The sequence below is a fragment of the Alteromonas ulvae genome (assembly GCF_048987005.1).
Classification (GTDB): Bacteria; Pseudomonadota; Gammaproteobacteria; order Enterobacterales; family Alteromonadaceae; genus Alteromonas.
Genome location: NZ_CP185261.1, coordinates 1,731,194 through 1,743,843 on the forward strand (window position 1 = coordinate 1,731,194; position 12,650 = coordinate 1,743,843).

A 12,650-nucleotide genomic window follows, 5' to 3' on the forward strand; every position below is an offset into this window, starting at 1 on the left:
TTCCAACATGTCCACATTAAACCATTAACTGTGATTAAGTGTCACGTGTTATCCACTTAATCTGTGGATAAGTTTGTTGAGTAGTTTGGGGTCTTGCTTTAACCTATTGATTATAAATAACAAAATAAACTGTACAAACAATGTGCAGTGGATAACATTATAGGTTTTACAAGCATTTTCCACAGGCTATGTCTACAAGCAAAATCAAAAATGTTTATATATTTTGCAATTTCTTAGCTTGACATTGTCCCTCTTCATTATGATTTCATGCGGTATTCTTCAGGTACCTCAATCAAGCTTATTGTCTTAAACACGCTAAAAAAACGGCACAACTCGTGGCAAGCAAGTAGGAGAGATAAAACATTATGGAGTGGATCGGTTTTGCACAATGCTAGACCCTTCAGGTGCAGTTTGTGCACTTTATGAAAAAAACGGCGAATGAAATCTCTTCAATCGCCGTTTAAAAAGTCACTTAAGGCATGTGTTTAACACTAGCCTATTAGCGTGAACGTTAAGCCTTTATTCGATTATCTGTCGTCCGCCAACGTATCTGTTGTTGTTATTTTGTACTACTTTCTTATTGTCTGACCGCTTATTTACTCAGCGCACCGCGGCTAACTTGGTCCCGTTCAATAGACTCAAAGAGTGCTTTAAAGTTACCTTCGCCAAAGCCATCGTCTTCTTTTCGTTGAATAAATTCAAAGAACACAGGCCCAAATACGGTCTCTGAAAATATTTGCAGTAGCAGGCGAGGCTCACCATCTTTGGTGGTTCCGTCGAGTAAGATTCCACGCTTTTGCAGTTCTTCTACGTTTTCACCATGGCCGGGTAGACGTTCTTCTAGCATGTCGTAGTACGTGTCGGGCGGAGGCGTCATAAATTTCATGCCTCGAGCTTTGAGCCTATCAAGGCACACTTCAAGATCGTCACACGCAAAAGCAATATGCTGAATGCCTTCGCCGTTGTATTTCATTAAGAACTCTTCAATTTGGCCACCACCGCCAACGGCTTCTTCATTTAATGGAATACGAATTTTGCCATCTGGAGCTGTCATGGCCTTGGATAATAACCCTGTGTATTCGCCTTTAATATCGAAGTAACGGATTTCACGGAAGTTAAATAACTTCTCGTAAAAGTTTGCCCAAAAGTCCATACGACCGCGATACACATTGTGAGTAAGGTGATCTAGCGTATGGAAACCGCAGCCTACGGGGTGGCGATCTACTCCCTCAATCCAGTTGAAGTCGATGTCGTAAATTGTGTTTTCGCCTTTGTAGCGGTCTATGAGGTACAACATGGCGCCGCCAATACCTTTAATGGCTGGTAATTTAAGCTCCATGGGTCCTGTATGAGTATCCATTGGCTGTGCGCCGCGCTCAAGCACTTCGTTGTACGCCACTTGTGAGTCTTTCACTCTAAATGCCATACCGCATGCAGATGGGCCATGTTCTTCAGCGTAATAAGCAGCGTGGCAATTTTTTTCATAGTTGCTTAAAAGGTTAATATCTCCTTGACGCCATAGCTCAACGTCTTTCGATTTATGGCGAGCCACAAGAGTAAAGCCCATTGCTTCAAACATCGGTTCCAGAATGCCTTTCTCTGGTGCAGTAAATTCTAAAAATTCGAACCCGTCTAAACCAATTGGGTTCTCAAATAAATCTGCCATGGGTATTTTCCTTTAGCAAAATGTTTCTGTAATTGTAATTTGATTGTAAGCGCCACGTTAAAAGACAAGCAATAGTAAGGAGATACACACCTATTCCAATTGGAAAGCATGGTTGTAACGATAAGTTTTCAGTAGCGTTTAAACAAACGCTTAGCGGCAAGTAATAGTAATCAATGCATTGATTTTAATAGATAAGTTTAACTGAGGATAGAGGCTGGTGGTGTTCACTTTTTGATACAGCGTAATAAGTTCAAGAAGGTCACACCACACTGTTGCCGCAATGTTTTTAACTGAATGGTTTCCAACTACATGGTATCTAGCTCCATGTCTCTAACTAAATGATTTTTAGCGTGTGCCATCAAAGTATTTCTTTAAACCCTTCCAACACCCTATGTAGTCTTTTTGACGCAGGGGAGTTTGCATTGCATAGGCGGTGGGCGCAATGGGGAATCGAGATTCGAACATAAATGCCAAGGTATCTTTATATTGTTGGGGTAACAACTCGGCATTAGAGGCTTTTTCGAACACTTCTGCTTCAGGTCCATGAGGTGTCATACAGTTGTGAAGGCTCATTCCTCCCGGTACAAAGCCGTGCTCTTTGGCGTCGTAGGTGCCCTCAATTAATCCCATAAATTCACTCATCACGTTTCTGTGGTAATAAGGGGGTCTAAACGTGTGCTCTGCCACCATCCAGCGTGGAGGAAAGATAACGAAGTCCACATTTGCCGTTCCTTCTAATTCAGAGGGTGAGGTAAGCACCGTAAAAATAGACGGGTCTGGATGATCGAAACTTACCGTGTTCATCACGTTGAAATTAGCAAGGTTGTACTTATAAGGCGCCGAGTTGCCAACCCAAGCAACTACATCAAAGGGGGAATGATCAAGCTCGGCAGAAAATAAGTTGCCGCAAAATTTATTAATTACCGTGTGTGGCGTGTCTTTATCTTCAAACCATGCAGTTGGATATAAAAAGTCTCTTTGGTTTGAATACCCATTTGCGCCAACCGGACCGCGCTCTGGCAACACAAACGGGTGCCCGTAGTTTTCGCAAATGTAGCCTCGAATAGGGTCGTTTTCGGCAACTTCAACCGAAAAGCGCACACCACGAGGAATAACCATTATCTCACCCGGAGCTGCGGTTAATCGACCAAACTCAGTTTTTACATACAGAGTGCCCTGTTGAGGAACCAACAGCATTTCGCCATCTGAAGAGTAGAAGACGCGATTACCCATAGAGGCATTGGCACAATAAATATGAATACCCATGCCGGTTTGCACTTTTGCATCGCCATTAGTGCCAACGGTAATAAGTCCGTCGATAAAGTCGGTCTGTGTTTCTGGTAGCGGAAGTGGATCCCATCGCAATACGTTTGGCGGACAGGGAATGTCTGTTTCCGGCCCGGTTTTAATTAATGATTGAGAGTAGGGCAGGAAGTCGCCCATCGCAATAGAGGGGCGAATTCTGTAAGTCCAACTACGTCTATTAGAGTGGCGCGGCGCCGTAAACGCCGTACTGCTAAATTGCTCTGTATAAAGGTTATAATTTACCTTTTGCGGGCTAAATTGACCTTTTGGCAGCGCATCAGCGAGCGCTTCGGTTTCATGCTCGTTATTAAACCCACTCATGTATTCTAGATTTTGCATTAATTCTTGCACCAATAATACTCCTTGCACTTCTTCTTTATCGAAGCTTTTTCAACAAAGGCTTTGCCGTTAATTTATTGCGTTTAACGCTTGCTGAAGAAATCTGCTTGCGAAAGTAGTTACAAATGAAACTAATTGGTTTAGGCTAGAACGTTCAACGATGTAAATCAAATGTGAATGCAGATCAGCGCCTGAACATAACCGCAAATTGTGCCGATTAGTTTACATTTTAGATGCACTAGTTATTCATACAAACAGCTTTGATAAGAAGCCATTAATGCAAGGAAGTTACCCGTGCAGCTTAACGATATGCTCGCCTATAAGGTCGCTATGTTATCCAGTGATTTAAGTGATTCACTCGCTACGGTATACAAGCCCTTTGGGTTAACCATGCCAGAATGGCGAGTGATGGCTACGCTAGGAAATGCAACGTCGTTAACATCAAAGTATATTGCAATTGCCACTCGTTTAGACAAAGTCAAAACCAGTAGAGCGCTTCAGCAATTAGAGAGTAAGCAGCTGATTGTTCGCAAAATGAATGAAAATGATAAGCGAGCTATCAATATATCGTTGTCTGAAGAAGGAGTGCGCACTTACAACGCGCTTACGCCATTAGTTACGAAGTGGCAAACGGACAGATTAGAAAATATCGCTGACGATGAGTACCACATATTTTTAAAAGTGATAAATGGTTTAAGCCAGCAAAAGTAAAGGCTTGGTGCCTAAAGTGCGTGGTAAGACAAGTGACATTCTGCAAGGGAAAACGGTTACTTTTACCAGGTTAACTGGTAATTTGTGTTCAACATGCAACAAAGCAACAAATACAGCACAGCGTTCAGTAAAGTCAGAAAAAACACAGTAAAAAGCGCAGCACAAACACAAAACAAACACAAAACAAAAACAAAACAAAAACACAACGCGGTAGCTTTTAAAAAATCAGAACAGGAAAACCAGTGGCACCATTAGAAGTATATGCAGGTAAAAAAGCACACGAAACAATTTTAAAAAATGGTTTCAGCCCCGAATTGTTTAGTTACTTTTTAGGCGCTTCAGGCGGCCCAAAATGGTTTTCGCTAGCGGGTTTAGACAGAGTTTTATTTCCAGAATGGTTTGCCAATGTTCAGCATCAAATTCACGTTATAGGTTCGTCGGCGGGAGCATTTCGCGCAATTTGCGCAGTGCAAAACGATCCGCTTGCGGCCATAAACAGGCTGGCACAGTCGTACTCTACCACTACCTACAGCAGCAATAAGCCAACGGCTCGAGAGATTACGGCGAAAGCAGAAGATCTTTTAAAAGAAATGGTCAGCGACAAGGGCAAGCAAGAAGTGCTTGCCAATGAGCGCTTCAAAGCGCATTTAATTGTGGCTAAATGCTTGGGGGCCACACGGTTTGAGAGTAAATTTCAGCAGCTCTCGGGCCTTGCCATGAGCGCAGCGGCAAACACAGTAAGCCGCAAGAACTTGGCAAAGCTTTACGAGCGGTATGTATTTTCTTCGCCAAACAGCCAATTAACTATTACCGACCCCTACGGCATGCCGTCTCATTTCCATTCGCTTACTGAGGGCAATATTCATAGCGCACTGTTAGCTTCAGGGTCTATCCCCATTGTCATTGAAGGGGTGAGAGAAATTGAGGGCGCGCCGGTTGGTATGTATAGAGACGGCGGTATTATCGACTATCATTTTGATGTGTCTTTTGGCCCCGACGAAGGTTTAGTGTTATACCCTCACTTTTACAACAAACCCATTCCTGGATGGTTCGATAAAGGCTTAAAACGCCGCGTACCTCATCGCTCGAGCTACGATAATGTCGTGATGCTAGTGCCCTCGCCATCGTTTGTTGCAAAACTGCCTTACGGCAAAATACCTGATAGAAAAGATTTTGAAGTACTCGATGCGCCCACGCGCATAAAGTACTGGCAAACTGTTCTAAGCGAGACCGATAGGTTAGGGGAGTACTTCATGGAAGCAGTAAACGACGGGAGGTTAGTAGATAGCATTAAACCCCTTCCGTTCAATCAACGTTAGATGAAGTTGCTGGTAAATTAATCACTTAAGCGCGATTTGTTAAGTTTTTCTTGCAGCTTTCATTCTGCCTCAGTATTATACGCGCCGTTGAGCAAACAAATGCCCATTTGTTATTTATCAACGCCCAGATACACAATGCGTCTATAGCTCAGTTGGTTAGAGCGCTACCTTGACATGGTAGAGGTCGCCTGTTCGAATCAGGCTAGACGCACCATCTACTATTTTGCTTATTTTTGCCCTGCCAAGAGAAATTCTACAACGAGCACCTAATGTTCGTCGTTTCACCTGTTTGCATTGAGACGCGAAGGGCGATAACTAAAGCGTATGATTAGGGCGGTTTCAATTTGTTAAGACAATATGTCTTGGGAATAAATAAACCGAGTGTGCTTTTTAATCCATAAATCGTAGTGAATCTAGATAAATACTCGACGAAACTGTATTGACAGTATTTAAGACTCCCATATACTAATTTTTATGCAGCACCATCGGTATAAAATAATTAAAGGAATGTTATCATGTCAGGTACGACAAGTCTGGAGCCGTCCAACTCTGCTGAATCAAATAGTGGCAAATCATATGTTCTCGTAGCTTGGTCACTTCTTCTGGGTGGCTGGTTACTCATGCCTATTGCTCCAATTATTGCGCTAATCATAAGCTATCTGCAAGCTGAGCAATATACCCTCGTGGAGAAAAGCCATTTCAAAAAAGTCATAAGTACATTTTGGACAAGCTTTTTGGGTTGTGTGATATGTCTAATTTTATACATCACGATTGCTGGTATTGTAATAGCACTCCCTCTGGGATTTGCGATCAGCATATACGTATCTTATAGAGGAATTAAAGGTTTAATTCGCGCAAGCGAATCGGTTTCTTATGAATAAGTAAATTTATAATGAACGCGAAACCTAATCAGACCAAAACTCATGCACTTGGCTTTGTATTTCTTAGCCTTGGTGTATGGTGGCTGAGTTCGAACTATTACTCAGTTAATTTGTTTATGATTTTTGGTGTCTTATTCATCGTGTCTGGTGCAAGCTTACTTAGGCAAAGTTCTGCAACGTTTACATTAGTTACAGGTTTTGTGTCTGGATGTTTTGGTCTACTGTATTACATCGATTACCTCCTATCTTACCCATCGGTTCTGAGTATTTTACTATTTTCGGCTTTTTTGCTGATTTGTTATGTGTATGCCCAAAATCTATTTCCTAAGCATTTTATAAAGAACGACAATATTGTTCCATCGTGGTACAAGCTTCCGCTATTGATTGACTTATCGAAAGGTGGGGCATTGCTGCCAAAAAGCCTTAGTTCGAGGAATAAACGACTTTTTTTAATTACGAATATTCTTTTACTGATACTGACTTCTGTTTCTTGCTTAGTACTCCTGCTTATAACGCTAGGAGTGAACATTGTAAGCATAACGTTTTTTGAACGATTGATTGGCGCATTTACACTCATTGTTGCGCTTCCAATCGTAATATTTTTGATTATTGCACTCGCAACAGCGCACAATGTGATAGTTATGCGTGTATGTGTCACGGTTCTATATGGTTATCTTGCGCTTACAAATCTGTACGATGCGCTAGTAAATTTTGAGCTATATAGCTTCGCTTTTGTCATTTTGTGTAGTCTGGGATTCATGGCTGGAACCAATTTTGAACAGAGTAAAGTTCGGGAACCCCTTATTTCTACGAATAAGTAGAAAGGTTACCGTTAGAGTTTCAAGAGACACGTTAAAAATGTAAGTAAATTTTTCAGCTAACCCGGTATTTTGCTTATATTTTACGTATTGGTGGCAGTGTTATTCGGCAACCATAGTCACTAAAACCCTTTCATGCTAACGACTGTAGCTAAGTTAGGTTGTTGGCAGAACATTTGCACTCTTCTTTCTTACGAACAGGTCAAGTGATTCGAATGAAAAAAACTGGTTTAAAACACGCCGGTGATTCGAGCTTGGTTTGAAATGTGTAGTCGTAACGTAAGGATAGATGAAATGACAATAGTAAAATCAGGTAGCGCAATTTATCAACCGTTAGGAAAAGACGGTAAAGGCAATGTTTCTACAGAAACGGGTGCCTTATCTAATCACCCCTACGGTTTTAATACCCGTTTTGAAGATGGAAAAGGGACTAACCCAGAAGAACTCATTGGTGCAGCCCACGCAAGCTGTTTCGCCATGGCTCTTTCATTTGCCCTCGAAGACGCGGGCTTTAAAGATGGTGAATTAAATACCACAGCCAAAATTAGTTTAGAGAAAAGTGGCGATGGATTTGAAATTTCGCAATCAGCGCTTACTTTAGATGCTAGCGTAAAAGGAATTACTGAGGATAAATTTGAGGAAGTTGCTCAGGGAGCAAAGGAGAACTGCCCGGTGTCACAGCTTTTAAACACTAAGATTACGCTGGAGTACAAGCTGGAAAACTAACGCAGGTTCTCGGTCAATAGTTCTGCTGTTAGTGGTTAGAAGTCAGTTATTACTATTGACTGAAATAGCAGTTAAAGAAAAGCGGCAAATGGCCGCTTTTCTTTTTTCTTGTAAATAAGCAGTACCAAAATAGTTGGCACTTCGGATTGCTTGTTACTCAGTTTTTCTTACTTAGCTTATTTACTGTATTTATATACTAAAGCGTACTTATTCACTAATGACACCGCAGGCCACTCTATCGCCACCGCCGCCAAGCTTTTTGGGCGTGTCTGAATAATTGTCTCCGCCTGCGTGAATCATTAACGCTCGACCTTTAATATCTTCAAGTTCCAGTTCTGGCGCGAAAATAGGTTGGTCGGCATGTCCGTTTTCGTCAACATAAATAACAGGAAGGTCGCCTTCGTGACCCTTTTCAGACCATGGTGCTTTGTGCTTGTCTGTGTCTTCGGGGTCGAAGTGTCCGCCTGCTGCGCCCCCCAGTACTTTTTTACCGTCTTTCATGGAAGGGGAGCAATCGCCATTTTGATGCACGTGAAAACCATGTACGCCTGGTGTTAACCCTGAAAGTTTGGGTGTAAATACAACACCGTCATCGTCATAACTACTCACCATTACACTGCCGATGCTCTTGCCAGTTTCTAGGTTCTTCATGGTTACCTCTTTGCCATTATCGTTATGATGGCCAGCGAAACAACCTGCGCTTAACAGTAATGATATAGACCCTGCAAGGGTAAATTGTAGACGTTTCTTCATGATGTTCTCCTTATCGTCATTTTCAGCGTGATTAGCACTTGTGGCTAAGTATAAAGATAGGGAGCACAAAACAAGCCAGTTTGATGTGTGAATAACCTAAAACACTGCTGGCCTTAGCAGGAGGGGCTTTCACGCTATGTTGAGGTTAAATGTATACTAGTGAATAACAGCGTCTACTCACGCAGTTCACGCGCTATAATGAAAAAATTACCGGAACCTTACTTATCTTGTCACGCTTTTTTTAATACGCTCACTACCGTGTTTTTCATAACCGACAGGGTATTTTTAAACCAATACCTGAGGTGAATGAAAGGCACGCTCTTCAGAGACAGCTGTAAGGTATAGCTGTAAGGTATAGCTGTAAAAAATAACTGGTAAAAAATAGGCGATAAGCGATAGGCCGTAATGAACAACATTATGGCCTTGCGCATTTAAACTTCAGTCTATAGCTTTTTTAGCTAAGAATATCGTATGCTTACTTCCTTTTCCTTTGCGAGCTCTGGCAATACGTGTAGACACTTTGTAGCCTGCATTTTTTAAGCGAACAGAAAATAAGTAATCAGGCCCGGCAGACCATATGGCAAGCATGCCACCTGGTTTGAGCACATTATAGATTTCTTCTAAGCCGTCTATTGAATAAATCCAGTTATTGTCGGAGTGGGTTAGGCCTTCAGGGCCATTGTCCACGTCGAGTAATATTGCATCAAACGTTGGTTTTCCCGTATTTAAAAGGTGTTTAACATCGCCAATTACAACATTCGTTCTAGGGTCTTGAAGTGGGTTTTTAGCGCAGTTGCCAAGTGGGCCTTTATTCCACTCCACAACTTCAGGGATGAGTTCGGCAATGGTAACCTTAGAGCTTGGCGTAACTTCATTGAGTGCGGCTCTTAGTGTGTATCCCATGCCTAAACCGCCCACTAAAACGTGTGCGTTTGGTGTCGTTTTGAGATGCGCACACCCCATTTGAGACAACTCTTTTTCTGAGTTAAATACTCGGCTATTCATCAATTCGCCACGAATGCCAGAAAGTCTAATACTAAACTCCTGATCTCGCTGAGAAAAGGTTAACTCGCCACCATTGTTTGGAATTTTAGCTGTACCCAATTTAACCCATGGAATCATGTGAAGACGTGTCCTTTTAACCGTATATATTGCGTGAATTGAATGTCGGCGCGCAGAGTAGCACAGAAATAAATGGGGTCAGAACCAAATTAAATAATCAAACGAACACTTCGGCGTGCGCACGTATCTTTTGTTTCATCGAGAGAGAGTTAATGTCGGCAAAGTGCCAGGGCTGATGATTAGCGCCGCTTGGTGCAGTGCCAGCGGTTAATAAGCAGTTCTCGATAACGTGTTTGTCCACCGGGCGCTCGCTAAAATGGCGAATACTGTGTCGTCGCTGCATGGCTTTTAAAAAGTCGGCGCTTCGCGACTTCATATTGGATTCTGAATACTCGATAAAATCATTTAGGGGCACTTGGTCATGAGGCTGCATCATTTTATCCGCCGTGTGCGTTTTTGTATTTTATTATTCGCCATAGAGTAAAGGGATTGACGCTCACTATCAAAAAAAGAGTGAGCATAATAATGTGCCTCTGTCGAAGTGCGTCAGTTTTTGTCGTAAGAACAATGCATGCTTAACGTCCGTTTTAACCCCACTTACTGCCAATGATTTCATTGAGGGGCACAGCATGCACAACTTATTATCTAAAGAAAAAGAATCTAAAGGCTCGGAATTTAAAGAGACAAAATCTAATGAAATTAATATTCACGTAATCGGCGTTGGCGGTTGTGGAGGTAACGCAATCACTAACATGGCCGGATTGTGTCAACATTCCAATATTCGATTTACTTCTATCAATACCGATATATCGGCACTACACCAATGTAATAATCATGAGGTTCTACTGATAGGAGAAGCCACAACAAAAGGATACGGAGCAGGCGCCGATCCGCAGGTGGCATACAACGCCGCTCGGCAAAGTGAAGAGGCCCTAAGTACGTTGATAGAAAACGATACCATTATCATCATTATTGCTGGGTTAGGTGGTGGTACTGGCAGTGGGGCTACGCCTGTGCTTTTAGATATAGCTAAGAAAAATAACATAGACGTGATGTGCTTTGTTACTTTGCCATTTAAATCCGAAGGCAGTAAGCGAAAAGAAATTGCGCTTACTGCTCTTAAAGAAATTAAAGCAGCCGCAAATGCCACGTTAGTGCTTTCAAACGATTCGCTGATGGCCGCATTAAATGAAACCGTTGGTCTGCTGTCGGCATTTCGCCATTGCGATACACAGATGCACCGAATTGTAGAAGCTATCATCACTATGCTGACAAAGACCGGCTATATCAATGTGGATATTAATGACTTTAGCCATATTTTGTCATTAGAGGGAAATACGGCATTAGGTGTTGGGGTGGCAGAAGATGGTAGCTTGCTGTGCGATGCGTTAACTCATGCTTTAGAAAATCCATTGGTTGATGATCAAAGTATCATTGGAGCGCAGGGCGTTATTGTGCAGCTTACTTGCAAGGAAGAGCCTAGTTTAGCGATGTATGAGCAAATGCTGGCGACACTGCAAAATTTAATTGAGAGTTCCCGTGCGCTGATAATAACTGGCGTAACGGTATCGGCAGAACTAGCTCATTTTGGTGAAGTGTTGGTTATTGCAGCGGGCATTCCTGTGGCCTCACAGCATAGCGAAATAAAAGAAGGTGATGAAGATAAGAAAAGTACTGAGTCAGCCGAATACACTGAGTTAGAACAATTCAGTCTGTTAGAAGACGTCGATATGGTAGAGCAAAGCAGAGAGTTAGAAGAATATCGTGAGTTCATAGGAGAAATGTTACCTATGAAAATAAATGGTTCTCGCATTAGCGCAAACCTTGAGTCGAAGTACTTCAATATTCCGGCATTTATTCGCCAGCAAATGAAACAGTGACTCATTAAAGGGGAAGTGGACAGCGCCAGTAACATACTGGCGCGCAAGACAACACTAAAAATCTGCCATGCAGACTATGAGCGACTATAGGTTGTGAATAGTTTCTGCGACATGTCTAAAAAGTAATTTCTTAACTTGGGGGGGCCGATAACTTCAATATTGTCGCCAAGCCCTCTCAAAAAGCCTCTTAGCTTATTGGTATCTTTTACGGTTGCGGTTAAAAACGATTGGTCGGGGTGGGCAGATTGACTAATCGTTTGATCTTCAGAAAGCCTGTAGCCGTGCAGGAGAAAGAGCGAATTATTTTTTACCAGCAATTTAAGCTCAATGTTCTGTTTTTTGTTGTTATTGAGTAGCTGAACGCTTTCAAGTTCGCCAAAGCTCTGCTGACAGTCATCCTCGGTTACCTGCACGTTTCGGATAAAATGTAAGGGTAGCGCGTAGCGTCTTTTGTGTAGCTCACCAAACGAACAGACAAACAATTGGCGACCATCCTGTTTTACCAACCCCATAGGGTTTACTCGGTCGTAGTGTTTCCAAACCATCGTATTGCCACCGCTAAAAATGCGTTTAATATCAGCCGATATTTGTTTTTTGAAAAAGATGGCGCTTTTAAGCCTTTCAAAAGAAATTGCATCTATTTCTGGAGGTAAAAGGGGTTGGGTGATGTGCGAGTCTGCCACCGATTTTAACCAATTGCTGAGCAGAGAATCGCTGTCTTGTCGAAGAATTTGCGTTGCCTTGGTGAAGTAGGGCTGCAATTCGCTAAGTGTTGAATTAGGCAGCGTGGCACCTGATTGCTCGAGTACCTTAAATGCAAGCGCGGTATTGCCATCCATCAAACTAAGGTTTAGCTTTTTAAAGTTAGCGTTAATAAACCAGCCGTAGGGTTTAGAGCGTTTGTCTACTTCGAGGCCAAAAAGTCCAACGGTTTCTAAATTGACTAAATCTCTTTGTATGGTTCGCATATCAATGTGGCTGTGACCGCAATTCTGCAGATTCTCAAATATTTGCCGGCTTGATACTTTACGCGGTGCCGTTGGCACAAATTGTAAAATGTCTAGTTTGCGTTGAAATGCGCTCATTGGAGTAAACAAAATTCCTTTATGTGTTAGCACAATAGCATAACTACAATGTGCGACAAAAAATGTCGCATGTTGTTCGTCCACGAAGCACTGAAGAACAACAAG

At 42.3% G+C, this 12,650-nt stretch carries 10 protein-coding genes, 1 tRNA gene and 1 pseudogene; 6 read left to right on the forward strand and 6 right to left on the reverse strand.

Going from position 1 to position 12,650, the window contains the following annotated elements:
- Positions 1-592: 592 nt before the first annotated feature.
- Both hppD and hmgA read right to left on the reverse strand, forming a co-directional pair.
- Positions 593-1,666 (reverse strand): 4-hydroxyphenylpyruvate dioxygenase, encoded by a 1,074-nt coding sequence (gene hppD, locus ACOJR9_RS07590; RefSeq protein ID WP_420935693.1) that lies wholly within the window; start codon positions 1,664-1,666, stop codon positions 593-595.
- A 345-nt stretch (positions 1,667-2,011) separates the two neighbouring features.
- Positions 2,012-3,310: a homogentisate 1,2-dioxygenase gene (gene hmgA, locus ACOJR9_RS07595; RefSeq protein WP_420936087.1), complete on the reverse strand. Its 1,299-nt coding sequence runs from the start codon at positions 3,308-3,310 to the stop codon at positions 2,012-2,014.
- Positions 3,311-3,604: 294 nt separating this feature from the next.
- Between hmgA and ACOJR9_RS07600 the strand changes: the two genes are divergently transcribed.
- The 5 genes from ACOJR9_RS07600 to ACOJR9_RS07620 all read left to right on the forward strand — a co-directional run bounded on the left by ACOJR9_RS07600 (position 3,605) and on the right by ACOJR9_RS07620 (position 7,765).
- Positions 3,605-4,021, forward strand: coding sequence for a MarR family winged helix-turn-helix transcriptional regulator (locus ACOJR9_RS07600; protein ID WP_420935694.1), 417 nt, complete (start codon positions 3,605-3,607; stop codon positions 4,019-4,021).
- 242 nt (positions 4,022-4,263) lie between these two features.
- A complete protein-coding gene (locus ACOJR9_RS07605; RefSeq protein WP_420935695.1) occupies positions 4,264-5,340 on the forward strand; it encodes a patatin-like phospholipase family protein in 1,077 nt (358 codons plus the stop codon).
- 137 nt (positions 5,341-5,477) lie between these two features.
- Positions 5,478-5,554, forward strand: a tRNA-Val gene (locus ACOJR9_RS07610).
- Between the two features lie 301 nt (positions 5,555-5,855).
- Positions 5,856-6,221 (forward strand): hypothetical protein, encoded by a 366-nt coding sequence (locus tag ACOJR9_RS07615; RefSeq protein WP_420935696.1) that lies wholly within the window; start codon positions 5,856-5,858, stop codon positions 6,219-6,221.
- Between the two features lie 1,112 nt (positions 6,222-7,333).
- On the forward strand, positions 7,334-7,765 hold the full coding sequence (locus ACOJR9_RS07620; RefSeq protein WP_420935697.1) for an OsmC family protein: 432 nt from the start codon (positions 7,334-7,336) through the stop codon (positions 7,763-7,765).
- 207 nt (positions 7,766-7,972) lie between these two features.
- Here ACOJR9_RS07620 and sodC read toward each other — a convergent pair whose 3' ends face one another.
- The 3 genes and pseudogenes from sodC to ACOJR9_RS07635 all read right to left on the reverse strand — a co-directional run.
- The gene (gene sodC / locus ACOJR9_RS07625; protein ID WP_420935698.1) at positions 7,973-8,518 is read right to left on the reverse strand and encodes a superoxide dismutase [Cu-Zn] SodC; all 546 of its coding nucleotides are present in this window, start codon (positions 8,516-8,518) and stop codon (positions 7,973-7,975) included.
- A gap of 438 nt (positions 8,519-8,956) precedes the next feature.
- Positions 8,957-9,640, reverse strand: a complete 684-nt coding sequence (locus ACOJR9_RS07630) for a spermidine synthase (RefSeq protein ID WP_420935699.1) — start codon at positions 9,638-9,640, stop codon at positions 8,957-8,959.
- A 109-nt stretch (positions 9,641-9,749) separates the two neighbouring features.
- Positions 9,750-10,013: pseudogene (locus ACOJR9_RS07635) on the reverse strand (nitroreductase family protein); the annotation flags it as partial.
- 196 nt (positions 10,014-10,209) lie between these two features.
- Here ACOJR9_RS07635 and ACOJR9_RS07640 point away from each other — a divergent pair.
- Entirely contained in the window at positions 10,210-11,460 is a 1,251-nt protein-coding gene (locus ACOJR9_RS07640) for a cell division protein FtsZ (RefSeq protein WP_420935700.1), read from the forward strand.
- Positions 11,461-11,534: 74 nt separating this feature from the next.
- On the opposite strand, the gene ACOJR9_RS07645 is transcribed toward ACOJR9_RS07640, so the two are convergent.
- Positions 11,535-12,545, reverse strand: a complete 1,011-nt coding sequence (locus ACOJR9_RS07645) for a helix-turn-helix transcriptional regulator (protein ID WP_420935701.1) — start codon at positions 12,543-12,545, stop codon at positions 11,535-11,537.
- Positions 12,546-12,650 lie beyond the last annotated feature (105 nt).

Excerpts from the sequence above, each read along its gene's own strand:
- hppD (WP_420935693.1), bottom strand. The coding sequence starts at position 1,666 with ATGGCAGATTTATTTGAGAACCCAATTGGTTTAGACGGGTTCGAATTT.
- hmgA (WP_420936087.1), bottom strand. The coding sequence starts at position 3,310 with ATGCAAAATCTAGAATACATGAGTGGGTTTAATAACGAGCATGAAACC.
- ACOJR9_RS07615 (WP_420935696.1), top strand. The coding sequence starts at position 5,856 with ATGTCAGGTACGACAAGTCTGGAGCCGTCCAACTCTGCTGAATCAAAT.
- ACOJR9_RS07620 (WP_420935697.1), top strand. The coding sequence starts at position 7,334 with ATGACAATAGTAAAATCAGGTAGCGCAATTTATCAACCGTTAGGAAAA.
- sodC (WP_420935698.1), bottom strand. The coding sequence starts at position 8,518 with ATGAAGAAACGTCTACAATTTACCCTTGCAGGGTCTATATCATTACTG.
- ACOJR9_RS07630 (WP_420935699.1), bottom strand. The coding sequence starts at position 9,640 with ATGATTCCATGGGTTAAATTGGGTACAGCTAAAATTCCAAACAATGGT.
- ACOJR9_RS07640 (WP_420935700.1), top strand. The coding sequence starts at position 10,210 with ATGCACAACTTATTATCTAAAGAAAAAGAATCTAAAGGCTCGGAATTT.
- ACOJR9_RS07645 (WP_420935701.1), bottom strand. The coding sequence starts at position 12,545 with ATGAGCGCATTTCAACGCAAACTAGACATTTTACAATTTGTGCCAACG.